Origin of the sequence: Zhongshania aquimaris (assembly GCF_019312595.1) — a bacterium.
Classification (GTDB): Bacteria; Pseudomonadota; Gammaproteobacteria; order Pseudomonadales; family Spongiibacteraceae; genus Spongiibacter; species Spongiibacter aquimaris.
In genome coordinates this window covers 1,783,331-1,807,182 of the sequence record NZ_JAHWDQ010000001.1, presented here as the reverse complement: position 1 = coordinate 1,807,182, position 23,852 = coordinate 1,783,331, and the positions used below count along the sequence as shown (strand labels likewise).

Annotated in this window: 24 protein-coding genes; 14 read left to right on the top strand and 10 right to left on the bottom strand. The window is 50.2% G+C overall.

What is annotated here, in order from left to right:
* Positions 1 to 52 precede the first annotated feature (52 nt).
* On the top strand, positions 53 to 727 hold the full coding sequence (locus KXJ70_RS08225) for a hypothetical protein (RefSeq protein ID WP_219042928.1): 675 nt from the start codon (positions 53 to 55) through the stop codon (positions 725 to 727).
* Positions 728 to 796: 69 nt separating this feature from the next.
* On the opposite strand, the gene KXJ70_RS08220 is transcribed toward KXJ70_RS08225, so the two are convergent.
* The 4 genes from KXJ70_RS08220 to KXJ70_RS08205 form a co-directional block, all read right to left on the bottom strand.
* A complete protein-coding gene (locus KXJ70_RS08220; RefSeq protein ID WP_219042927.1) occupies positions 797 to 1,861 on the bottom strand; it encodes a succinylglutamate desuccinylase/aspartoacylase family protein in 1,065 nt (354 codons plus the stop codon).
* Positions 1,862 to 1,871: 10 nt separating this feature from the next.
* Entirely contained in the window at positions 1,872 to 2,777 is a 906-nt protein-coding gene (gene rimK / locus KXJ70_RS08215) for a 30S ribosomal protein S6--L-glutamate ligase (RefSeq protein ID WP_219042926.1), read from the bottom strand.
* Between the two features lie 60 nt (positions 2,778 to 2,837).
* Complete coding sequence (locus KXJ70_RS08210) at positions 2,838 to 3,290, bottom strand: ATP-dependent zinc protease family protein (RefSeq protein ID WP_219042925.1); 453 nt, start codon at positions 3,288 to 3,290, stop codon at positions 2,838 to 2,840.
* A 141-nt stretch (positions 3,291 to 3,431) separates the two neighbouring features.
* The gene (locus tag KXJ70_RS08205) at positions 3,432 to 4,880 is read right to left on the bottom strand and encodes a coniferyl aldehyde dehydrogenase (RefSeq protein WP_219042924.1); all 1,449 of its coding nucleotides are present in this window, start codon (positions 4,878 to 4,880) and stop codon (positions 3,432 to 3,434) included.
* A gap of 101 nt (positions 4,881 to 4,981) precedes the next feature.
* Here KXJ70_RS08205 and KXJ70_RS08200 point away from each other — a divergent pair, with 101 nt between their 5' ends.
* On the top strand, positions 4,982 to 5,689 hold the full coding sequence (locus KXJ70_RS08200) for an SIMPL domain-containing protein (protein WP_219042923.1): 708 nt from the start codon (positions 4,982 to 4,984) through the stop codon (positions 5,687 to 5,689).
* A 194-nt stretch (positions 5,690 to 5,883) separates the two neighbouring features.
* Here KXJ70_RS08200 and KXJ70_RS08195 read toward each other — a convergent pair whose 3' ends face one another.
* Entirely contained in the window at positions 5,884 to 6,669 is a 786-nt protein-coding gene (locus tag KXJ70_RS08195) for a DUF2889 domain-containing protein (protein ID WP_219042922.1), read from the bottom strand.
* A gap of 133 nt (positions 6,670 to 6,802) precedes the next feature.
* On the opposite strand from KXJ70_RS08195, the gene KXJ70_RS08190 reads away from it, so the two are divergent.
* The 4 genes from KXJ70_RS08190 (at position 6,803) to KXJ70_RS08175 (ending at position 10,802) form a co-directional block, all read left to right on the top strand.
* Positions 6,803 to 7,183 (top strand): DUF4345 family protein, encoded by a 381-nt coding sequence (locus tag KXJ70_RS08190; protein ID WP_219042921.1) that lies wholly within the window; start codon positions 6,803 to 6,805, stop codon positions 7,181 to 7,183.
* Positions 7,184 to 7,187: 4 nt separating this feature from the next.
* Positions 7,188 to 8,000, top strand: coding sequence for a DUF4126 domain-containing protein (locus KXJ70_RS08185; protein ID WP_219042920.1), 813 nt, complete (start codon positions 7,188 to 7,190; stop codon positions 7,998 to 8,000).
* Between the two features lie 259 nt (positions 8,001 to 8,259).
* Positions 8,260 to 9,099 (top strand): OmpA family protein, encoded by an 840-nt coding sequence (locus KXJ70_RS08180; RefSeq protein ID WP_219042919.1) that lies wholly within the window; start codon positions 8,260 to 8,262, stop codon positions 9,097 to 9,099.
* 59 nt (positions 9,100 to 9,158) lie between these two features.
* On the top strand, positions 9,159 to 10,802 hold the full coding sequence (locus tag KXJ70_RS08175) for a ShlB/FhaC/HecB family protein (RefSeq protein ID WP_219042918.1): 1,644 nt from the start codon (positions 9,159 to 9,161) through the stop codon (positions 10,800 to 10,802).
* On the opposite strand, the gene KXJ70_RS08170 is transcribed toward KXJ70_RS08175, so the two are convergent.
* Positions 10,785 to 11,321 (bottom strand): MarR family winged helix-turn-helix transcriptional regulator, encoded by a 537-nt coding sequence (locus KXJ70_RS08170; RefSeq protein ID WP_219042917.1) that lies wholly within the window; start codon positions 11,319 to 11,321, stop codon positions 10,785 to 10,787. The genes KXJ70_RS08175 and KXJ70_RS08170 overlap by 18 nt on opposite strands.
* Positions 11,322 to 11,452: 131 nt before the next feature.
* Here KXJ70_RS08170 and KXJ70_RS08165 point away from each other — a divergent pair, with 131 nt between their 5' ends.
* A complete protein-coding gene (locus tag KXJ70_RS08165) occupies positions 11,453 to 12,655 on the top strand; it encodes a multidrug effflux MFS transporter (RefSeq protein ID WP_219042916.1) in 1,203 nt (400 codons plus the stop codon).
* A 7-nt stretch (positions 12,656 to 12,662) separates the two neighbouring features.
* Here the strand turns inward: KXJ70_RS08165 and KXJ70_RS08160 are convergent, their stop codons facing one another.
* Positions 12,663 to 13,541: a LysR family transcriptional regulator gene (locus tag KXJ70_RS08160; protein ID WP_219043130.1), complete on the bottom strand. Its 879-nt coding sequence runs from the start codon at positions 13,539 to 13,541 to the stop codon at positions 12,663 to 12,665.
* A gap of 124 nt (positions 13,542 to 13,665) precedes the next feature.
* Between KXJ70_RS08160 and KXJ70_RS08155 the strand changes: the two genes are divergently transcribed.
* From KXJ70_RS08155 to KXJ70_RS08130, 6 genes are all read left to right on the top strand, one after another.
* Complete coding sequence (locus tag KXJ70_RS08155) at positions 13,666 to 14,439, top strand: ferredoxin--NADP reductase (RefSeq protein ID WP_219042915.1); 774 nt, start codon at positions 13,666 to 13,668, stop codon at positions 14,437 to 14,439.
* 292 nt (positions 14,440 to 14,731) lie between these two features.
* Positions 14,732 to 15,871 (top strand): alpha/beta hydrolase family protein, encoded by a 1,140-nt coding sequence (locus KXJ70_RS08150; protein WP_219042914.1) that lies wholly within the window; start codon positions 14,732 to 14,734, stop codon positions 15,869 to 15,871.
* 143 nt (positions 15,872 to 16,014) lie between these two features.
* Entirely contained in the window at positions 16,015 to 16,401 is a 387-nt protein-coding gene (locus tag KXJ70_RS08145) for an MAPEG family protein (protein WP_219042913.1), read from the top strand.
* A gap of 5 nt (positions 16,402 to 16,406) precedes the next feature.
* Positions 16,407 to 19,154 (top strand): CehA/McbA family metallohydrolase, encoded by a 2,748-nt coding sequence (locus KXJ70_RS08140; RefSeq protein WP_219042912.1) that lies wholly within the window; start codon positions 16,407 to 16,409, stop codon positions 19,152 to 19,154.
* A gap of 165 nt (positions 19,155 to 19,319) precedes the next feature.
* A complete protein-coding gene (locus tag KXJ70_RS08135; protein WP_439655077.1) occupies positions 19,320 to 19,982 on the top strand; it encodes a YiaD family glycine zipper/OmpA-like lipoprotein in 663 nt (220 codons plus the stop codon).
* A 72-nt stretch (positions 19,983 to 20,054) separates the two neighbouring features.
* Positions 20,055 to 20,528, top strand: coding sequence for an LEA/WHy family protein (locus tag KXJ70_RS08130; protein ID WP_219042910.1), 474 nt, complete (start codon positions 20,055 to 20,057; stop codon positions 20,526 to 20,528).
* A gap of 39 nt (positions 20,529 to 20,567) precedes the next feature.
* Here KXJ70_RS08130 and KXJ70_RS08125 read toward each other — a convergent pair whose 3' ends face one another.
* Both KXJ70_RS08125 and KXJ70_RS08120 read right to left on the bottom strand, forming a co-directional pair.
* A complete protein-coding gene (locus KXJ70_RS08125; RefSeq protein ID WP_219042909.1) occupies positions 20,568 to 21,365 on the bottom strand; it encodes a ParA family protein in 798 nt (265 codons plus the stop codon).
* A gap of 103 nt (positions 21,366 to 21,468) precedes the next feature.
* Positions 21,469 to 21,735 (bottom strand): DUF1145 domain-containing protein, encoded by a 267-nt coding sequence (locus tag KXJ70_RS08120; protein WP_219042908.1) that lies wholly within the window; start codon positions 21,733 to 21,735, stop codon positions 21,469 to 21,471.
* Between the two features lie 119 nt (positions 21,736 to 21,854).
* Between KXJ70_RS08120 and KXJ70_RS08115 the strand changes: the two genes are divergently transcribed.
* The gene (locus KXJ70_RS08115; protein ID WP_219042907.1) at positions 21,855 to 22,472 is read left to right on the top strand and encodes a riboflavin synthase subunit alpha; all 618 of its coding nucleotides are present in this window, start codon (positions 21,855 to 21,857) and stop codon (positions 22,470 to 22,472) included.
* Positions 22,473 to 22,511: 39 nt separating this feature from the next.
* On the opposite strand, the gene KXJ70_RS08110 is transcribed toward KXJ70_RS08115, so the two are convergent.
* Positions 22,512 to 23,639, bottom strand: coding sequence for a nitronate monooxygenase (locus KXJ70_RS08110; RefSeq protein ID WP_219042906.1), 1,128 nt, complete (start codon positions 23,637 to 23,639; stop codon positions 22,512 to 22,514).
* Positions 23,640 to 23,852 lie beyond the last annotated feature (213 nt).

Sequence of the window (23,852 nt, the reverse complement as noted above, 5' to 3'; positions counted from 1 at the left end):
ACCGTAATTAAAAAAAACAGATTTTAGTGAGCAGTTTTAGGGGAATATAAAAATGAAAAAGCACATTATTTTTGCAGCGGTACTGGGTTTTGCTACACCAAGCTTATTTGCCGGCGAAGTGGATGCCTCTTCGGTCACAACGTTTAGCGCCGGTACTCCGGCAAAGGCGGCGGAAGTCAACAGCACTTTCGGCGCGCTTATTGCTGCGATTAACGACAACGCTGAGCGAATCAGCAATTTAGAGCTGGCGGAACCTAATAATTCCGTTGCTGGGGGCACGTACCAAATTCGCAGTATTAATAGCGAAGTGGCAGTGGGTAGTAGTGCTCAAAATGGATATCAACAAGACGGTCCTAACGATTTTGCCAATATCAGTAACGGCAGCCTTGCCGCTACGCTTAGCTTTTCTAGCGAAAGCCTTAGCGGCACATTTGTTGTGGACGCTGGCGCTGATAAGACCTATGAGGCAAATACGCCATTCAATCGCTTCACCGATTTTTCTGATTCAGAAAGTGAAACTAATCAGATTACTTATGTGCAAACTGGCAGTACTGTAAGCGTGACGTTTCCAGACGATGGCGACACATTCACGGTCGACTTTATAGTAAGTGGTGATGGTTCGGTGCTATTAACCAGATCATTTGAGGCTGGTGATACTACCTTTAATGATGGTTCTACTGGTGAATTTTCCTTTATGGAATTATTGGTTGGGATTCGTACCGAATAAATCTTGTTTGTCGCCACTACCAAGTGCAGCTTGTGCTTGGTAGTGGGTTTTGTTTACAGTATTCAAAATCTAGCCTGCAATGGGCGGATGGTCGTCATACTCGTCGGCGATGGGGTATATCTCGGGCTCAAAGGCCTCTCTAAACGCATTAACCTGTTCCAACGCTTCTTCAATATTGGCTTTGTATTTGGCAATGTGGAAGAGTGCGTCGCCCTCATAGACCAGTGGTAAAAACGTTCGGCCGATGACAATGCCGTCGTCGCTGGCAAGTATTTTTACGTCGGAGCTATTGTCGCCCATCGGGTCTGATATCAGTGCGAGTACGTCGCCTTTACTAACAAAGGCTCCAAGCGGGACTAGTGCCCTTAGTACGCCGCTGCTGGTCGCGCGTAGCCATGCAGACTGGCCGGTAATCATGCTACTGCGTTTTGGTTTTTTACTTCGCGAAGGCGGCAACATGCCAATGTGACGCATCACATTGAGAATGCCGCTGACACCGGCGCGAATGGCCACTTCGTCAAAGCGTAGGGCTTCGCCAGCTTCGTAAAGTAGAACCTGAATATTGTTTTCGCTGGCGATTTCTCGCAGCGAACCATCCCGCGTTGCTGAGTGCAAAATAACCGGTGCGCCAAAGCTTTCGGCCATGGCGAGGGTGCTTTTGTCTTTAATGTCGGCGCGAATTTGCGGCAGGTTACTGCGGTGCCTAGCGCCGGTATGTAGGTCGATGCCGTGGGTACACTTCAGCACCACTTCATTTAAAAAGGTGTGGGCCATACGTCCCGCGAGTGAGCTTTTTGGTGAGCCGGGAAACGAGCGATTAAGGTCGCGACCATCGGGAAGGTAGCGGCTATTGTTTAAGAAACCGTGTACGTTGACGATGGGAATGGCCAGCAGCGTTCCGCGTATTGAGCGCAAGGCCTTGTGTTGCAGGAGCCGCCGAACAATTTCTACGCCGTTGATTTCGTCGCCGTGAATAGCGGCGCTTACGAACAAGGTTGGGCCATCTTTGCGGCCACGCACCGCCTTTACCGTCATCGATAATTCGGTGTGGGTATAAAGGTTGGCAACGGGCAGCTCGATTTGTTGGCGAGTGCCCGGGGTGATATCAATCCCTGCGATGGTTAGTTTTTGCATTCTTGTTTTTTCAGCCGGTTCCACGGGTTTTATTTTTATTCGGGCCGGCATTTTCTTCAATAAATTTTACGATTTCTGCGGCAACATTTTTCTTACTGGCGGTTTCAATGCCTTCTAGACCGGGGGAGGAATTGACTTCCATTACCAGCGGCCCCCGTGACGAGCGCAAAATATCTACGCCGGCAACGTTGAGGCCCATAATTTGCGCGGCTTTTACAGCGGTTGCCCGTTCGGCAGGTGTGAGGCGTGTGAGTTCAGCGGTGCCGCCGCGATGTAAGTTTGATCGGAATTCGCCGCTGGCGGCGGTGCGCTGCATAGCCGCGACGACCTTTTTGCCAATAACAAGACAGCGCACATCGGCTCCGCCTGCTTCTTTAATAAACTCTTGAACAAGGAAGTCGGCTTTTAATTCACGGAAGGCGTCGATGACGCTCTCGGCCGCTTTTGCGGTTTCTGCCAGCACAACGCCGCGTCCCTGGGTGCCCTCCAGCAGTTTGACCACCACCGGCGCGCCACCAACCAGCTTGATGAGCTCTTTGGTGTTGTGTACGTCGTGGGCAAAGCTGGAAATGGGCATGCCGACGTTTTTGCGCGACAGTAATTGCAGTGCCCGCAGCTTGTCCCGTGAGCGACCCAGCGCGACGGATTCCGTGAGGCTATAGGTGCCGAGCATTTCGAACTGGCGAATAACGGCCAAGCCATAGGGCGTAATCGACGCGCCGATACGGGGAATGATCGCGTCAAAATCCTCTAATTTTTCGCCTTTATACCATACCACTGGCTCATGTGAGCTGAGCTCCATATAGCATTTTAGTGTATCTAGTACTCGCACTTCGTGGCCGCGCTCGGTGCAGGCCTCAACCAGGCGGCGGGTGGAGTAAAGGCGTCTGTTGCGTGACAGTATTGCAATTTTCATGATGACGGTATCTCTTGGTTGTGCGGGTGTAGAGGCGGTGTGCTGTGATTCGCCTGAACCCTAAATAGTTCCCGTTGCTTTCGGGGGTTTCTGGCTCGCGCAGTAAGATCGGCCAGGGTCTACGGTGTAGCGATTTTTCATGGCGGTGCGCCCTAACAACATGCGGAACATCATTTGTGAACGGTCTGCCAGTGTCATCTCTGCGGTAAATTGTTCACTGCCGATGGTGATGGTGGTCTCTATAACATAGCGCATACTGCGGTGGCCGCCAGAATCGGTGACCTGGCGGTAGTCTTTTACCCGCGCTCGGCATGGTACTGCGTGGTCGGTTTGGTGCTGTACGGGATATACCTTGAACTCCACCCACTGTTCGCCATCGACATCGATCGGGTGAATGTCTACTGCATTAAGTGACGAGCTGCGTGCACCGGTATCAATTTTTGCCTTGATACCGTCTATGCCTAGATCAGGTAGTCTGACCCATTCGCGCCATCCTAGAGTTGTCTGTGCCAAACGCGACCTCTTTGAAATCAGGCATTAAGGTGGCCAGCATAGCGGCTTAGATTGTCAGGTAATAGCTTTGGTGAGGTTTTTTTAACTAGTGCAGCGATGGTGGCATGGGTGCCACCGTCGCTGCACAAGCCTGGGCGGGACTTATTTTCTTATCATTGTATTGAGCGTTTTATCACATTTATCGCCGTAGGGCGGCAGCATGCCTCCGAGTTTTTGGAAGTTCACATTGCTTTGCTTGTAAACGGCTTTGGCGTGACTAAAGGTTTTGAAACCGTCTTGACCGTGGTAGCTGCCCATGCCGCTGGGGCCAATACCGCCGAAGGGCAGGTCTTCGCAGCTCACGTGGAAGATCACGTCATTAATGGTAACGGCACCCGAGACAGTCGAGTCCAAAATATGCCGCTGCTCATCTTTGTTTTTACCAAAATAGTAGAGCGCCAGCGGCCGCGGGCGGGCATTGACGTAGCTTATGCAATCGTCCACCGAGGAGTAGGTTTTTACGCAGATCACGGGGCCGAACAATTCTTCCTGCATCACTAGCATATCGTCGCTGGGGTTGATGATGAGTGTAAGTGGAATTTTGTGGGTGCCTTTTTGCTGCGAGAAATCTTCGTTGGCCGGATTGATTTCGCGAATATCAGCGCCTTTCTGACGGGCATCTTCCAGGTAGCTCATTAAACGCTGGTAGTGACGTTCATTCACCACCGAGCTGTAGTCGGGGTTTTCGCGCAGGGTTGGAAACAGATTGCATATATAGCTCGTCGCCGTGGTACAGAACTCTTCCAGTTGCGCTTGCGGTACAAACACATAGTCTGGCGATAAGCAGACTTGACCGACATTGAGGATTTTGCCGTTGAATATCCGCTCAACCGCTTCTTGCAGAGGGTAGCTGTCGCTAATAATAACGGGGGACTTGCCGCCTAACTCTAGTGTCACTGGCGTTAGATTGTCGGCGGCGGCGCGCAGAATGTGGCGCGCAATGCTGGTCGCACCAGTGAAAATTATATGATCGAAGGGCAGCGCGGCGAAACTCGCGCCCACGTCTGGGCCGCCATTGAATACCGCGACTTCGTCGGTTGAAAAGTATTTTGCTGCGAGGGTTTCTAGCAGCGCGCCAGTTTGTGGTGTTACCTCGGAACATTTGATCATGGCGCGATTGCCTGCGGCGAGTACTCCGCCTAAGGGCGCGAACACGGTGTTTAGCGGGAAGTTCCACGTGCCAATAATGCCGATGACGCCTTTTGGCTGGTATTCAACTTTTGCTTTGCCACCCATTAAATTCATGGGAAATGGGGCTTTGCGTTTCTCGGTTTTCATCCATTTTTTAAGATGTTTCTTGTTGTGTTTAAGGCACTCAATGGTGGCATAGATGTCTGACATCAGTGATTGATGGCTGCTGCGATGGCCAAAATCTAATGCCAGTGTTTCGACAATTGCCTCGCGATTGTCAAAAACCATATCTATGGCGCGGGATAGGCGGTCTATGCGAACCTCCGCACTGACAGCGCCGCCGCTGGTACAAAGCCGTCGCTGGCTGTCGAGCGTGCTGCGCATAGCTGAAATAACTGAGTTTTCGCCGAGATTGCTCATAGTATTCTCCCTGTCGTAGTCGTTTTATGGTTATGGTAGTGACGCGTTTGTGGCTTGCTTGTGGTCAAGCGAGCCTTAGTAGATATATAAGGAATGTGCAGATGAAAAATCGGATTGGTCTTATCTTGAATCGTAAATGGGTTATTGTCTTGTGCGCTTTGCTGCCTATGTTTGCCGCCGCCGCCACTTTGCCTGATGATCCGCATGTGGTGGTGTCGGCGCGCGGCGAGGTTGAGGCGCTGCCAGATATTGCGCGCTTGCAGTTGCAAATTTCCGAAACCCGCGACACCGCGGCCGATGCTAAAAATCGCGTCGATGAGCGCACCGCGAGGGTGTTGACTGCCGTGCGGGAGCAGGGCATCGCCGATGAAGATATTCAGGCGTCGCAAATTCGAATTTATCCCGATTACGAATGGGATGACGGCAAGCGCATTCTTCGCGGGCAAAGGGTTGAGCGCAGTATCGATTTGACCTTGAACGACTTGAGTCGCTACGGGGCGGTACTTGACGGTCTTGTGCAGGCTGGCATTACCGAATTGGGCAATGTGAGTTTTGACCTGTCCAATCGCGATGCGCTGATGGCCCAGGCTCTTCAAGCGGCGATGGCTGACGCCAATGCGAAGGCGGCTACCCTGGCAGCCGGCTTTGGGCGCAGAGTGGCGGGTGTTTACCACATTGACGAAGGCACTGAGGGGCCTATTCGTCAGGAGCGAATGGTGATGATGGACGCCAAGATGAGCGCCGCGCCAATGTTGCTCGGTAAAGAGACGGTGAGCGCAACCTTGAATGTGGTGTTTTTGCTGAAGTGAGCCAATGCTGGGGGTTGCGCTGTGATTGGCAAATCCCCAGGCATAAAAAAAGCACCCAAAATTTGGGTGCCAAGCGGGGGTGCTACTATGGAGACCGTTGGATGGGACTGTGTGCCTTAACAATGGTCTCAGAATAGTGGCAACAGAGCTGGAACAATATTCGTAATTATGCTTATGAATCGGCATAAAAATACTCACGTTACGGTGGGGTCGAGAAACATAAGTAATTGCTCAGGTGTGTCACTGAAGTCGCGGGCGCTATTGGCGGTGCGCAGTGCTACTTCAATTTGTGGCGAGCTGTAGCTATAGCATGCGCCCAACATGACATCCATGTGTTCGGCGGCGGGCAGTCCGGCTTGAGCGTTGATATTGTAACGGCGCGCACTCGATACAAAATATCCCTTTTGCAGGGCAAATGCGGCTTCTTTGATATCGCCACTGAATGTGGCGCTGGCCCACTGACTAAACCCTTTGTATAAGACTTTTCCCGTCAATGGCGCGGGCTCTATAATTTCCCAGTTGTGGGTCTGCCAACTGTGAACGAGCTCGCCATTGGCGAGTATTTCCGCCTGCGCAGTTTGCTCGCCCTGTTGATCCTCGATACAAATATCGTACACGCGCTCGCTTTCTTGTCTGCGGGCGTGGCGAATTGCCAGTAGCGCTAAATCAAGTAAGTGGGTGCAATTGCCGCTGGTGTCGGTGTGTGGAATAAGTTCTTGGATATCGTCACACAGGCTGAGACCAATGAGTTTGCGGATGGGCTCCGACGCGCCGGGGCAGGTGTTAAAGGGTATTCTGAGGACCTCGCTTTGAATGTCAGTGACGCGCTCGCCATCGTGGCTAATTTCGCAGCGAAATGCGTGATTGCTGTCTTCGAGCTCGCCGTGAACGCTGTTGCCAATAGATGTTAGGCGTATGCGGCGTCTATAACGGCCTAGGCCGTAATTCGGGTTTTCTGGGTAGTCTGGCGCCGCGTGCATACGTATCCTCCACAATAGGCTACGATATTATCGACTTGGCGGCTAAAGAAAGTGACCTTAGCGGTCTATTTCAGTGACGCTTTCGGTCATTGCCGGAAATGGCGGACGACATAACAATAAGGTGGTGGAGTGAATGGCGATATTTTTAGTGTATTTAATGTTGAGTTGGTTTGGCATTGGTGCATGGCTAATTTACGACCCCAGCGCCTTGGAATCCTACGCGGGGGTGGCGGCCTTGACCCCAACCGGCGAAGCTGAGCTGCGGGCAATGTATGGCGGTATGGAGCTGGCCATTGGTGGCGCGGTGCTCCTGGCCCTATTGCGTCCGCGTTGGCGCTGTCATGTTTTATTCTTGAATGGCGTGGTTGCTGGCGGCATTGCGGGTGGTCGCTTGGTTGGCGTCGCGCTTGCTGGCACTATGTCTGTATACACGGCATCAGCGCTCGCATTTGAGTTGAGTACGGTGGTGATTTGCTGGCTATTGGCGCGTGGTTTAAAGCGCAGCGAGGAATAAAGCAGTGGATGAATATCAACAGTTGATAGGCGTTATTTCCCTGACGATGGGGGTGGCCTGGGCCAGTGGTCTGAATCTTTATGCTGCCATTCTGGTATTGGGTTTTGGGGGCTCTACGGGCAATATCGATTTACCCGAAAGCCTGCAGATTGTGCAGGATCCGGCGGTTATGCTGGCGGCGGGGTTGATGTACGCAGTCGAATTTTTTGCGGATAAAGTGCCCGGCGTGGATACCGGTTGGGACGCCTTGCACACCTTTATCAGAATTCCCGCCGGTGCTTTGTTGGCAGCGAATACCGTCGGCGATGTCAGTCCTGCCCTGCAGCTTGCGGCGGGTATTGTGGGGGGCTCGGTTACGTCGGTAACCCATGCCGCCAAGGCGAGTACGCGGGTTTTAATAAATACCTCACCGGAACCGGTGAGTAATTGGGTTGCGTCTATTTCTGAGGACGTCGCTGTTTTCGGTGGCTTGTGGGTTGCGCTGAATCATCCGGTGCTATTCTTGATAGGTTTTGTTGCCTTCCTGTTGTTATTAATTTGGTTGCTGCCAAAGTTATGGCGTGGAATTGGACGGATTTTTCGGAAAATTGGTCAGTGGCTTGGCCTGGCAGATGAAACCCGCGACGCAGCAGGTGATCCGGCGGTAGCATTAACCGCATCTCCTTCTACGTCAGCACCGCTGGAATCGGAGTCGCCCAGTCAGTCATTGGTCGAGGCCCTACAGGGTTTAGATGTCATGCATAAGTCTGGCGCCTTGAGCGATGCTGAGTTCGAGCAAGCAAAAGCCTCTGTGATAGCCGAGCATCAGCTAGCCTAGTGCTCCTTCAATATCATGTTGAAGGAGTAGTAGTCTGCTGGGGACGTGTGAATGGCGTCACAAATCCCCTGTCGCGCCGTTTCCTCTTTTTAAAAAAGACACCGCATTTTGAATAAACTCCATGCTTCATCGTGTTAAATACGATTTAATCTAAAACACGGAATTCTATTTTTGGGTCACACGGTGATTCAGCGCTTAAGGTTGAGCTGTTTGCATGATGGAACAAAGAACAAGTCGAATATATGCCCTGGTGGTGCTGATGATCACAATCAGCGTTTGCGTGCCCAGTCACGCTGGCGTATTGCGAGAGTTGCTCACCCAAACAGGCATTCTTAATATTGTCACGCCAGTGACCACGGCAGTGGGTATTGAATTAGACGATACCGTGACAAGCCTCGATGGGGCTGTTAGTGGCGTGCTCGGTGTAGATATGAGCGGCGCAGATATGATGGGCGCCGAACTGAATTTAACATCAGAGCAAAGCAGTGATTTGCTGAGTATGGATACGCCGGTGACGTCCGCCCTTGGCACTATTTTATCCAGTGTGTTTGCACCTGCTCCCGCCTTTGATCAGCCGGCTTTGATTCCTTTAGTAAACCTCGATCCTGTGTTTGATGTGGGGCAAATACAAACCCAAACTTATCAATGCAGCGATGGTGACGGCGATGGGGTATGTGATCAGGACGACCAGTGTTTAAAAACACCTGTCGGTATTAAGGTTCTCGCCAATGGCTGCTATTTAGACGGCCCTCGTGGTGTCGCGCTTGAGGGCGTATTTTTTGCAAATGACAGTGATCAGCTAACTATTCCTGCCCAGCAAATACTCCGTAAAGTTGCCGAGGTTATTAAACAGTCCTCAGCGACCCTAATTGAAGTGGGTGGTTACACCGACAATGCCGGTGATGCTGAATACAATCTGCGCTTGTCGGCGGCGCGTGCAGCCACAGTGCGTGAATACTTGATTGCTCAAGGCATTCAACAGGCGCGCTTGGAGACTAAAGGTTACGGCGAGTCGTCGCCACGAGCGGACAATACGAGTGACAAGGGGCGGGCCTTGAATCGTCGCGTGGAGCTCAGAATAGTAAAAAGAGCGCAGTAGCAAAACACTGGTGGGGTCTTGCGGCCTCACTGCAGCCGAATGAGTTTAGGAGAATGTGAATGGCAATTGATCTGCCACCCGTGATGCCACCACAGTTGGCGACCCATGTTCAGATTGAAGCCGCAGCGCAAGCAAATGCCGAGGCGATTACTGCGGTTGTGGCGGGTATCACTCTGCGCGTTGTGGGTAATCAATATTTGTCCCCTGCGCAAATCACCGCAATATTGTCTGCGGCAGAAACACCCTCCGCCGCGATTACGGCTTTAACGCGGCGCTATTACAATGCCGGCTATTTGTTGGTGAGCGTGAGTTACTTTCGCGTAGACGACACCGTGACGATTCTAGTGAATCAAGCAGCTGTCAAAGGCTTTCGTGGTAATCCCGCCATTACCGCGCATTTTGATGGGCTGGTTGGCGATCCCGATTTAAGCTTGGCGGAATTTGATCGCGCGCGGGTCTTGGCAGATTTGCACGCGCAACGCGCTGGCTTGGCGTATAGCATTGCCTATGAGCAGCACTATGATAATCAGGTGATTCTCGATTTTCGCGAAGTGCCTGTCGACAATCACGACGCGACTGACGTGGTGCTGGAAGCAAATAATAAGGGTAGCCGTTTCCTCGGGCGCTACTTTGGCTTGGCTGGCGTCCGGCATCGTTTTACGAGCGGAACCGAGGCAAGTGTCGCCTACAAAACTATCTTTGAAGAGTTTGGTGAAGCGGGCGACGGTGACGGTTATCAGCAGATGGATATCAGTATCGAGCATCCGTTTACCTTCGGGTTGTATGGTCTGGATCTGACTCGTATTGAGTATGAGCGGCAGCCCGTGGTTGGCGGCGGAGCGACAACGGGTGGTCTTCTCGGCTTGTGTTTGCCGCCCTTGATTAGCTGTACACCTAGCGGCGGCTCAACGGTGGTGGATCTCGATGCCAAAATAGATATTGCGGCGCTTTCCGGTGAGCAGGTGCTATACAGTAATCCGGTGCGGCGCTGGTCAGTCTTTGAGCGCATCGAGTATGTTAATTCGGAAATTCAATCCGACTTGCAATCTCAGCCCTTATTAGATGAGTCGTATCAAACTCTGGAGCTTGGTGCGAAGTATTCGGTGCGCGGCGCTTTGGGCCAGTCACCGTCGTATTTTAAAGCTCAACTTTCTGTGCGGGGCGGATTTGGCGATGGTGGCAGTTTAGAGAGTAATCGCAGCGACGGTGTTGGCATAGGTCAGCGCTCGGCGGACTTTTTAATGTTGCGGCCCAAATTGGGTTATAAACTTGCCTTAGCCCCACAGTATGAGTTGGCATTGAACTTAGATGGGCAGTTTACCGACAACACCCAATTGCCTCAGCAGCAACAGTATGTGCTGGGTGGGATGAATAGTTTAAGTGCCTATCTACCGGGTGTGTTGATTGGCGACAACGGTTATTTTTTACATGCCGCCATTAATGCCAAGCAGCGTGTTTGGGGCATGCCGATGGAGGCGTCAATTTTCGTTGAATACGGGGCGACAAGTTTTAATAATGTGTCCGGCGAGCTTGGTTCAGATCAGATTGTGGCCGATGCCGGTGTTCGTCTGAGCCTCGAACTTGCTTATGGTTTTGAGACGGAGTTAGTTGCGGCGGCGCCGTTAATGGATGATGTGGTCGATCAAGCGCGCCTTGATACCTTAGAAGCAGACTTTTTTTGGCGCTTACGTTGGACCTTCTAGGTGGTCTTCTCGTGTAAGCGCTTCTCCCTCGTTGTCTTGAAGCATTTTGCGTAATAGATGATCCAGCTGGGCCTGTTCCGTGTCGGTCAAATTGCGCAGTCGATCCGTGTGCAGTTGGCCAATCGTTGCGACCAAGCCTTCAATGAGTTTTTTCCCCTTTGGACTGAGCTGTACTAGCAAGCTGCGGCCATCTTCTGGGCTTGCGGGACGTTTGATTAATTCTGCAGATTCCAGTCGATACAGCAGTTTGGTTAAGCCGCCGGAGCTGATGAGCAGCGCTTTGCACAACGCTGTGGGTGTTATGCGGTGCGGGGCAGCTTGGCGGCGGAGCGTTGCTAGGGCATCGAACTCTGCTCGCGAAAGTGTGTGCTCTTTAAGCTTGAGTGTCGTTTGATTCGTAAATACGTCGCTGGCGCGGAGTATTCTTAGTACAGCGGGTTTTGTAGCCGCATACATTTCCGGCCAGTTTGCTTCTTGCTGGCGGTGAAGTTCGTCGACGGTGATACGTTTGTCATCCATGGATAATCCCGCTATATATCGTTGTCGCGAGGTTGTTGCTCGTGACTTGTTTAGTGAATAGTTGGATCTTATCTTGCTGGAAAGATAAATTCTAGATAATATCTTTCCGGTAAGATAAATATGGAATTTATATGGTCTCCTCTATGCCGCCCATGCGGTTAATTATTTCATTGGCGTTGATTTTTACCTTATCGCCATTAGCAATTGATATGTACTTGCCTACCATTCCTGCGATCGCAGATGAGCTGGCGGTACCTGTGCAAGACGTTGCGATTACAGTCAGTCTTTATATATTGGGTTTAAGTTTTGGTCAGTTTTTTGGTGGGCCGATCAGTGACTATATTGGCAGACGCCCCGTGCTGTTTTTTGGCTTAACCGTTTTTGCGTTGGCGAGTCTCAGTATTGCGCTGACAAATTCTTTGCAGGTACTTTGGTTTGCGCGATTCTTACAAGCCGTCGGCGGTGGTTTTGCCGCGGTGGTCGTGCCCGCTATTGTTCGCGATCACACCGAAGGTCAGGCGACCGCGAAATTGTTTTCGCAAATCATGTTAATTACCATTATTGCGCCTGCAGTAGCCCCCAGTATTGGTACCTTTATTTATAGCGTAAGCGGCTGGCGTATGGTGTTCTATGTGCTTGCCGCGTATGCCGTTGTCGTGTGTATTATGGGGGCAATATTTATTGGCGGTGAGCCTAAGGGTTCGCGATCTGCTGATGAACCTAAGCCCGTTCGCGATAGCTTAATTGCTCGCTATCGCTATGTGTTGAGCAATCGCAAAGCGATGCGGTATTTACTATCGCAAGGCCTCGCGTTTAGCGTGATGGTGACGTTCTTAGCGAATGCGGCGCTTATTTATATCGATCAATATGGCATGACTGAAACCCAGTTTTCGATGTTGTTCGCGGCAAATATTGTCACCTTGGCTGTTGCCAATCGGGTAAATAATAAGTTGTTGAATACCACGCTTGCCGCGCAAATTTTGCCTAAGGCTATGGTGTTGCAGTGTGTAGCGACGGGTGGATTAGTACTGATTAGTGGCTTCGCACCACCGATTTGGTTGGTCGTGCCTTTGATTATGCTCAGTATAGGCGCGCTTGGTGGGGTAATGGGGAATTCGCAGGCGAGTGCGCTGCAGTATTTTCCTCATCACAGTGGTATTGCCTCAGCTTTGCTTGGTAGCGCGCAATATTTAATTGCTGCGCTTGTTAGTGGTGTATCGACTTTGTTTTTAAGCGACCAAATGTGGCCAATGACTTTAACGATGTTTGCCGCTGCACTTGTCGCATGGTGGTTTGTACCAAAACACTCCTCCGAGCTTGTCGCTATTAAATAATGCACGATTAGCTGTTTTGGCAGAGCTCCAACCAGCGCAAAATGCCCTCGCTGCGGTATTTTTGGCGGTGCAGGATAAAGTAGAAGTAGCGTTTAAAGTCGCGACCATTAGCGGTTAGCGGCACGAGCCGGCCGCTGTCAAAGGCAGCTTGTAGCGACAGAGTTGAAAGGCAGCCTATTCCAAGTCCGGTTTCAACGGCCCGTTTAATCGCTTCAGTATGTTGTAATTCAAGTCGAATATTGAGGTCGGGCAGCAGTTCGTGGACGGCGCGATCGAAAGCTTGGCGTGTGCCGGAACCGGCTTCGCGCAATATCCATTGCGCGGCCAGCAGATCTTCGTTGCTTAGATTTTTCTTTTTGGCTAAGGGGTGCTTAGCGCTGCAAAATATTTGCAGTTCATCCTCACGCCAGCGCGTCACTTCAAGGTCTGGGTGGTGTAACTCACCCTCTATTAAGCCTATGTCTAAGTCGAAATTTAAGACTTGCTGGCTAATGACGGCGGTATTGGCAACATTTAGCTGCACTTTTGCCGCGGGATAGCGATTAATGAACTCCGCCATAATGTCGACCGCGAGATAGTTGCCGATAGTGAGTGTCGCGCCAACGTTCAGCTCCCCCACTTGGTCGTGACGTCTAAAGCCTTGTTCCAGTGCCAGCGCTTGGTCTAGTAGCGCCTCTGCTTGAGGGCGCAGCGCGCGTCCGAGCTCATTAATTTGCAGTCGCTTACCTATTCGATCAAATAGTTGTATCGAAAATTGCTGTTCCAGGTCTTTGAGAGCGCTAGAGGCGGCGGATTGCGACATGGCGAGTTTTTCTGCGGCGCGCGTGATGTTCTCGGTGTGAGCGGCGGCAAGGAAAACTTCGAGTTGGCGTAGAGTGTAGTGCATACCTGTAAAACCGATATAAAAAATCATTATAAGTCATTTTGCAGATATCATAGACCTGCCTTACAGTGTTGGCAAGCGAGATTAGTGGCGCGGGCAATGCGCTAATACTGAAGAGAGGTTTGCAATGAGTAATATAGTTTCTGAGCGAGTTACCAGCGTACACCATTGGAACGACACGCTATTTAGTTTTAAAACTAGCCGTGATCCATCTTTCCGTTTTGAGAATGGCCATTTCACTATGATTGGTCTGAAGCAGGGTGAAAGAAACTTGATGCGCGCCTATAGCATTGTGAGTGCGAATTACGAGGAGGAGCTTGAGTTTTTTAGTATCAAAGTGGCTGATGGTCCGCTGACCTCTAAGCTTCAACAAATCAAAGTGGGTGATGAAATTTTAATCAGCCGTAAACCGACAGGTACCTTGGTTGCGGATAATTTATTGCCCGGTAAAAATTTATACTTGCTGAGCACGGGTACGGGCTTGGCGCCGTTTATGAGCATTATCAAAGACCCAGATATTTATGAGAAGTTTGAGAAAATAGTGCTGGTACATGGTGTTCGCTACGAAAGTGAGTTGGCCTATCAAGACTTTATTCGCCACCATTTGCCGCAGCATGAGTTTTTTGGCGACGTGGTGCGCGATAAATTGGTGTATTACCCCACGGTTACCCGTGAAAAGTTCGCTAACCAAGGTCGTCTTACCGATTTAATTCGCAGCGGAAAGCTGATGGCGGATGTGGGTTTGCCTGCGCTGAATATCGATGATGACCGCTTTATGATCTGCGGTAGCCCAAGCATGTTGAAAGATACTTGTAGCCTGCTTAACGGTGCCGGTTTTCAGGAGACGCGTGGTGGTCAGTATGGTCATTTCGTGATCGAGCGAGCTTTTGTCGAGCATTAATGTCTGCGTTGCTTTGTTTTTCTTGAGCCCCTTGTAAAGGGGCTTTTTTTTAGTGATTTTTAGGTTGCCCCGATAGGGTTTAAAGTTTCTCCCGCCAATTGTTCTGTCAGCTGTCGTTTTTTGCAAATACCACTCGTCAACACTAATTAAGTGCGCAGTTTAATAATGCGTGCTAGCGTGATCAGCAAGGTGTTTATTTCGCTATAAATTGATAGATAAGCGCTTTAAGGTGGAGTCATTCAGGCAGCCTTGATAAGTTAGGGGTTGTTTTTAATCAGGACAAGTGAGCGCCATGTTTAAAAAAATCTTATTATCGCTGACGGTGTTGTTAATTGTTGCGGCTGTGTATCTTCGATTTGGTCACCTGCCTGAGCCCTTGCCGGCGGATACGCAAAGTAGTCATTGGTTGGAGGGCGGCATATATGACGTCAGTTATTTTGATGTCGAGTTAGTTGATGATACTCGTCCGACCCAAAAAAATGGGGATTACGCGGGGAGTGATGAGCGTCGCTTGCAAACTCGGATATGGTATCCCGATGGGTTTGTGGGGTCGGCGCCGCTGCTGATATACAGTCATGGCTTTATGTCGTCGCGAAGCGGCGGTAGTTATCTCGCTGAGCATTTTGCGAGCCATGGCTATATTGTTGCGGCAATGGATTATCCGCTCACTAATATGAACGCACCGGGCGGGCCGCTGGTAAAAGATGTTGTGAATCAAGCGGACGATATTAGTTTTTTGATCGACCAGTTTGTCTCGTGGGATACCGATGCCAGTAATCAGTTTTACGAACGCGTAGATGAGCAGCGTATCGGCGTGATGGGTTTATCCTTAGGTGGTATGACGTCGACCTTGGCCGCGTTTCACCCACGCAGTGCTGATTTACGTATTTCTGCAGCGGTCTCTATTGCTGGGCCCGTTTTCGTTTTTGGGTCAGATTTTTACGAGTCGAGAGATATTCCCTTTATGATGATCGCGTCGCCGATTGACGCCATGATTGATTATCAAACGAATGCAGCAACAGTTTTGCCGAATGTAAAAGGTGCGGTTTTGGTGACAATGGCTAAGGCTTCGCACACCGGTTTTGCGGACCCAGGTCGTTATCTGCGATGGCTGGATAATCCCGATTTATTGGGTTGCACGATGGTAACGCGCGGGCTCGAAAAAACTGCGGATGAACTGTGGGCGAACGAGTTAGGTTCTGCGGAGGAGGGGATATTGGTGGTGCCTCAAACGGCGCTTTGTACTATGGATCCTTTGCCTTCGGCGATGAATCCTGTTCGTCAGCAGTGGCTTACTACCTTGGCTGTCTATTCGTTTTTTGAATCAAAATTCGCATTAAGTGAATTGCGGCGCCAGGAAGCAGCCGAATTTTTGTTAAACACGATGCCCGCTGAAATCCCTCAAGTGACAGTCACTCGTGCTGCGAAGTGAGTGAACAAGAGGTGATCATATAGGGCTATCGAAGCGTAATGTGGCCGGTTATATTGATTGGCCAATAGTGAGCTTTGGCTTGTTGGGCAAAGGGATGCGCAAATCTGCGTGGTAGTTATTAATAATTAATAGGGAAAGTAAAGATGACTGTGGCTTTTTGGTGTGTATTTATCGCGTGTTTGCTGCCAATCGTGACGGCATGGGTGTGTGGGTATTTTCGGGGGAAGCAGTTCGGTAAGATCGATAATAAACACCCTCGCGCTCAGTATGGGCAACTTGAAGGTCCGGGGGCGCGCGCTTACGCCGCACAGCAGAATGCGTGGGAAGCTTTACCTATCTTCGTTGCTGCCGTGTTGGTGGCGCATTTGGCTGGTGTTGACGCGAGTAAATCTGCCATCGCCGCAGAGGTGTTTATTGTCGCGCGAATACTCTATCCAATTTTTTACATAGCGAACAAGGATGCGCTTCGTTCTCTGTCGTTTTTAGTCGGTCTTGGAGCGTGTATTGCTCTATTTATAATGGCGGCTTAAAACGAATGACGGCAGTGATGGACAAAAAGATACGGATATTGTGTTTGGCGCTGGGCTTTGTCCTCAGTGCAAATGGCTATGCGAAAACCGAGGCTACAGAAGAGGCTGGCCTCGGAACCGCCGAAGAATTTTTGCCGGTAGAGGAGGCACCGCCGCCACCATCGTTGCTGCGCGCAGAACAAATAAAGCGTGATACATTTGATAGTTTTCCTCGCGGTGGCCCGGATAGCATTGCTGGACTTGGCGATTGGTGGTTGTCTAACGGCAAAATTTGTGTGGCGGTAAGTGGTGTTAGCCATCACGCTGGTATTGTTGCCGGTGGTGGTACGCTTATTGATGTGTCGCATTGTGAACGCGGGAATGATCAGTGGACCTATGCGAATATATTGACTGGATTGGCAAAAGAGACCGCGATCCCAGTTTCGAAAGTTAGCACGTTGATTGAAGGCGATCACGCCGACATTGTCACCGAGGGAGAGGGCGACGGCATACGTCAAACCGTTACATACCGCTTATTAGAAGGCGGCGAAAACCTCGAAATCGACGTAAAAATAGAGCGTATTGGTGACGGTCGTGCCGTGCAGATGAGTGGCTTGTTTACCCTGTACTCGCAGCGAGCATTAACCCCATTTAGTTTGTCTAGTTATATTCCTGATGCGACCTTGGGTTTTCAGCATCCCGCAATTGATCGTAATAAAGTGTCTTCCCTGCTTGGTGGCATGTTGCCTAACGACTGGAATATTTTGGTGGGTGCGGATACTTACGACACCAAAATTAGTTACGGCGTGCAGCTGGGGTCCGCGGAATTGATTAAGGCAAATGGAAGTCGTCAGCCCTTACCACGATTTTTGGCCGTGTTTCCCGATTATAGTTTACATGGTTGGATGACGCGCCCACTTTGGTTTCAAAGTGAGCGGCTAACGTGGCTGTCACTGCTGCAAAATCAGTTTATGGATTTAGAAAAAGGTGAGCAAATGCTTGCCAAGTTTACGATTTTGTTGGGTGATCGAGCTGACGTTGCATCGGTGACAGACCAAATTTATAGCGGTCCGCGATTGCGTGGTTATGCGAATAATTTCGATGTTTCGGTGGCGGTTTGGGATCAGGAAGACAGACCCGTGACCCAGAGTCGCGTGGCGGCGGATGGCAGTTTTAATATTAGGCTACCCACCCACGTGCAGTGGGTGAAAATGCAGGCCACAGCGCCTTGGGGGCAAAAAATCACCCGGGAATTGTCATTGGCTGATGCGCGCAACGACAGTGGGCGCTGGGTGTTCCGTAAAAATGGCGCGCTGAAATTACCGAGTGACATTCCTTTGAGCCTATATTTTTTTGGTTTTGGCGATACCGCAACGCCAGAGTTTGGCAACGATTTACTGGGTTTTACCGAGCAGGGCGTGCAGCTACCCGGTATGTTGCGCCGAAATCGTATTGATCTCGCCGGTGTGGACTCAGATTTAAAAGAGATTAATTTGCCGCCTGGCCAATATCGCGTGTTAGCGGCACGTGGTATCGAGTTTGATGTGCGAGAGTATTTGTTGACGGTTGTTGCCGGTAAAACCAGCCAGCTGCCAATAGTCCCGCTTAAACGTATTTGGCACGGTGGGGACTGGCACTCTGCTGATTTACATGTCCATAGCGGCGCGAGCTTTGACTCAATTCTGCCCTTTGACGAGCGTCTGCGCAGTTTTGTGGCGCAGGGGGCTGAGGTGTTGGTGGCCAGTGAGCACAATCGCTTGATTGATCAACGCGGGCGAGTGGCCGCCTTGGGGTTGGAAGGTAAGGTGCAGGTCATTACCGGCAGTGAGTTGACGGGGATGGCTAGAACCGTGAATGCGCCAACGACTGTGGGTCATAGCAATGCATTTCCTTTAACTGCTAAGCCAATGGAATTTGCCGGTGGTAGTCCCGCAGTAGAAAACAGGGCCTTGCGTGAGGTTATTGCCGGAGTGCGAGAGCAGGCGCCCAATGCGCTATTTCAATTAAATCACCCGCGAGCGGTAATTCCCTTGGATGCGGATTTAGCTTTTTTTGATCATTTATCGGTAGGTCAAAGCTATGATCCAAAGCAACCTTTAGACAGTATTAATAACGGTAGCTTACTTGCCCCTGATCCAGTGTCAGGGTTTCGCGATATCGATTTCGATGTGATTGAAGTGCTTAATGGTGCGGAATTTGCGGTGTATTCGCAAATTCGGGATGACTGGTTTTCACTGTTGAATCAAGGTGCGAGGCGGGCGGCAACGGGGAATAGCGACACCCATGGTTTACGAAGCGTGGTAGCCGCCCCTCGCAATTATGTTTACATACCTAATTCAAACAAGCAGCTTCCACTGGATGAGACGGCTTTTGTTGATGCAATTAGAGCGGGGCACAGTTTTGCGACGACTGGCCCGTTATTGGCGGTAACACTCCGGGATGCGTATTCAGAGGCGGGCATGGGAGAAACCTTTTCGGGGCGTCGCGGTGAGCTGCATATTCAAATTGATGCGGCACCTTGGGTGTCGGTTGATACCTTAACTGTGTGGGTGAACGGTGAAGTTTATCGTCAGTTGAAGGTCGCAGTTGGCGATCACAAAGTGATTGAGCTAATTGCCGATACGGACTCCTATGTGGTGGTGGAGGTAAGCGGGGAGCCAAATGCGGTGTATCGCGCGCTGATGCCTGATTTAGCTCCGCTGGCCCTGAGTAACCCCATTTACCTTGATGCCGATGGCAACGGGAAGTGGCAAGCGCCCAAGATAATGAACTAGTCTTAAGTTCAGATTGTCATAGTCGGCAAGTGCCGAATGTGAATCGTTATACCGTGCGAATGATTTAATGCTGTGAATATTGGCATGTTTTTTTAGATGATGGCTGTGTCATGATACTTTCAGGACACGTAGATCGATGACGAACGAGGGGGTTCACCTATGAGAATGTCAATTAATGTTAGCCGTTGGGCTACATTGCTAATGGCGGCAGTTTTCGCAACAGCATGTAGTATTGATCCATATACCGGCGAAGAAAAGACCAGTAATACGGCTAAAGGCGCTGGCTGGGGTGCTTTGGGCGGCGCGGTATTGGGCGCGGCGGTATCAAGTAAAAGTGACCGTAAAAAAGGTGCGCTACAGGGTGCAGTAGTTGGTGCCGCTGCAGGTGGTGGCTACGGCTACTATATGGACCGTCAGGAGGCGAAATTACGAGCGCGCCTCGAGGGTACTGGCGTTGGCGTTCAGCGTGTAGGCGATACCATTAAGCTAATCATGCCTGGCAATATCACTTTCGATACCGGCAGTTCAGCGATCAAAGGTGGTTTTACCGACGTGCTTGATAGCGTTGTATTGGTAGCGAAAGAATTCGATAAGACCTTAATGCAAATTAATGGCTTTACCGACTCTACCGGTAGTTTCCAAACCAATCAGTCATTGTCAGAGCAGCGTGCCGGCAGTGTTGGTCGCTACTTTATGAACCAAGGTGTTGCAGCAAGTCGTATCCGTACCACAGGCTATGGCCCGCGCGATCCGGTTGCAGATAACAGCACTGCGTCAGGTCGTGAGCAGAATCGTCGCGTAGAAATTGAGTTGTTACCTACTCAGTAACCGGCGATTTATTCTTAGAAGGGCGTCATTCGTGACGCCCTTTTTTGTCTAAATAAGCTTGGGGCCAAAGAAATGTCAAAAATTATCTACCGATTGTTGCTGGTTTTCACTGCAGTGTTGGTGCTGGCTGCTTGTGCCGCATTCAATCCGATTGAAAAGCCCCAAGTTGCAATCACTAATATTAAAATGGCGCCTGCCAATGGTTTTCAGCAAAAGTTGTTGGTGGGTTTGCAGCTCGATAACCCAAATTCATTCGCGCTAAACCTTGGTCGATTGAGATACACGCTGGAATTGCAGGGCCAGTCACTCGCGGGCGGTAGTCTAAATGAAGCTATAAGCTTGCCGGCAAATGGGCAGGCCCAAATAGTTGTTCCCGTCGAGGTGAATTTGCTTAGCGGTCTTGGTGTCTTGAGTAAAATACTCGGCAATATGCAATCCGATCTCGATTACAAACTGAGTTTGACGGCTGCGGTGTCGAATTTCGGTCTTGGGGATATTACGATCAATAAAGTGGGTAAGGTCGGAATGGGTAGTTCTGCACCGTAAGCTATCGGGGCAGGCTTGCTAGCCCTGCCACCGTATTTACTAAGCACTTTTAGCAGATTTACTTTTCTTGCCACTGTCTAATTTGTCGTGAAGGCTAACAAGCTGCTGGGTTAACTTATGCGATGGCGCATAATGAATCAGCGGAATCTGCCTGCTGCGTGACTCCTTCATTTTAACCGAGCTGCTTAAATATTGATCAAAAATAGGTAGTCCGTCGGCTTTCATGCTTTCGATTAACTGGGTGGGCAAGCTGGCCTGAGCTTGGAACTGGTTAACGATTATCCCCTCAAGCTTTAAATCTGGGTTGTGGTCTTCGCGAATTTCTTCAACGGTTTCCATTAGGCCCATTAGCGCACCTTGAGAAAAGCTGTCGCAGTCAAAAGGAATCACCAGAGAATCCGCGGCAATAAGCGCCGAACGACTGTAAAAGTTGAGAGCGGGCGGTGTATCAATGTATATATGTTCGTATTCAGCTTGCAGCTTATTAAGTGCGTCGCGAAGTTTGTAAATTTTGTGGCGTGTCTCCAGCTCTCGCTCAATCACGGCGAGCTCTGGGTGCGATGGCATTAAGTACAGGTTTTCAAACTCTGTTTCGTAAATACAATCGCTTGCGTCTTTGCTTTTGCCAAATAGCGACAATTTTTGTTTAAAGAAATCGGCGGCATTGTCTTCAAGATCACGAAATTGTGAGCCAATTAGGTATTCACTGCTATTTCCTTGGATATCAAGGTCAATAAGAAGTGTCTTAAAGCCCTTCCACGCGCTTATTGCGGCTAAATTGCAGCTTATGCTGGTTTTGCCGACCCCGCCTTTCTGATTAAAGATTACCCGCTTCATTGCCTTATGCCCTGACGACGTATTACTGAGAAAAACTAAATCCTAGCAGCTCTCGTGCCAAGGTGCTATGGCCCTACTTTATGTGTTTTAGTGCCGCGGCAGTTTAGTTGGGCTGCGACGGTTTTTTACCAATCCATTCACCGGTGCGCAGTACGCCGAATAACAGAACCACAAGATAGCCTTCCAAGGGGTTTTTGTATTCTCTGTGGATGTCTTTGCGGAAAACGATGCATTCCAGCCCATGCGCGACAAGTAGGCCTATGCCGATCCACGTTATCCACTGGCTGTTCTCACCGAGCAGGGGAAAGGCAAAATTTATAATGAATGCGACCCAGAAGCTGAGTTGAACAATTTTCAATAGCATGGTCATAAGACTTGAATCCTTCGTTATTCTTCTAAGTCGCTGCATAATGCCGCAATGAATTATGGGCTTCAAGTCCTGTTACAATCGCATTACTTAACATTTATCTAGATTGAGAAGATGACATTATGTATACCGGAATTGTGCACGGTGCCTACCCACTCGCGACGGTGATACGTAAACCGGGTTTGCATCAGCTATCCATTGACCTCCCACCGGTATTGCTAGACGAGTTAGTCATAGGTGCCAGTGTTGGCTTAGATGGTGTATGCATGACGGTGACGGGTATTAATGGTGCACGTGTATCATTTGACGCCATGCAGGAAACCCTGTCTTTAACGACCTTGGGTGAGCTGAATGAAGGCGACAGTGTTAACGTCGAGCGTTCGGCTAAGCAGGGTGCAGAAATAGGTGGTCATAATATCTCAGGCCACGTCGATGGTTGTGCGGAAATCATTGCGATTGACGAGTCTGAGAATAATTGCACGCTGCACTTTCGTTTGCCGCAAGGCTTAAGCAAGTACGTGTTCAAAAAAGGATTTATTGGCGTTAGTGGCTGCAGTTTGACGGTGGCAGACTATAGGCGCGATGAGGCTGAGTTCACGGTTTGTTTAATTCCCGAAACATTGCGGGTAACAACCTTTGCACATAAGCGAGTTGGTGATCGTGTAAATATAGAGGTAGACCGACAAACCCAAGTCATTGTCGATACGGTAGAGCGGGTATTGGCTGAACGGGGTAGTTAAAAGCGGCTCCAGCGTTTTACACCGGAGCCGCTATGGTTTTTACTCGCTAGGCATAAGGCTGTTGACGCGCTCTAGTGCGTCGACATACTCAGTGACTAAGCGAAATATGACGGCGCGAGTCGATTCAACATGGTTGATTTGACCGACAACCTGACCGACAGGGTTAAAGGCGACTTTTTGGCAGTCGCCAACTGATGCGTAGCGTGCGGTGCGGCGAATACCATCACCACTTACCAAGCCTTGTAAGGGCATTCCCAGCGGGCTAGGAGTGTCAGCGCGCTCCCAGGCTTCGGTCCATTCGTTTTTCAGCATGCGGCAGGTTTTGCCAGTCCAAGACCGTGAGCGCACAGTATCTTCGCTAGATGCATTTAGTAGCGACTCTTTTTGGGCAGGTTCAGCGTGGGCTTCTTCTACCGTTAACCACAAGGAGCCAGTCCATACACCTGCACAGCCCATGCTCATTGCGGCTAGCATTTGCTGACCATTTCCGATACCGCCGGCTGCGAGTACTGGAACTGGTGCTGCTGCAGCCACAGCTTGCGGCCATAGTACAACTGAGCCAACGTCCCCAGCGTGTCCGCCGCCTTCGCCGCCCTGTGCGACAATAAAGTCTAGGCCGGCGTCTTTGTGGGCTTTAGCTTGTTTGACACGACCACATAGCGCGCCGACTAGACGGCCACTGTCTTGGATCATTTTAATTTTATCGGCTGGTGGTGTGCCGAGTGCATTGGCGATCAATTTGCATTTGGGGCGGGTTAGCGCTTCCATAAGTAGCGGAGTAGCGGTTGCTTCTGTCCAGCCCAATAGCCCCATGTTTTTAGTACCGTCTGGCCATTCAGGAACACCGGCATCAGCTAATAATTTTTGAGCAAAGTCGATATGTTCCTGCGGTACCATTTTCCACAGTTCTTTCTCGAGCTCCTCTGAGCTCATGTCGCCCATGCCTTCATATTTTTGCGGGATGACGATATCTACGCCATAGGGCAGGTCGCCGATGTGTTCATCTATCCAGTCTAATTCCGCTTTTAGTTCCTCGGGAGAGAATCCAACAGCACCTAAAACGCCAATACCACCGGCTTTGCTGACTGCAACAACTACATCACGACAATGTGTGAAAGCAAATATGGGGTATTCTATGCCGAGCTTTTTACATAATTCGGTATACATTTCGAGCCTCTGACTTTTTGTGGCGCGGAATATACGGCGCCATGAATTGACCCGATTAGTATTGCGGACACCCTGGGCGTCGACAATGGCTTAAGTAATCAATCGCCATTGACTAAAAAGATCAGTATTTTAAGCCCATAGTTGTGTTTGGTCTTGTGTGTTCATGCTTGGCAGAGTAAAACGTGAACCTACATCTTCGTATATCCCGTATAG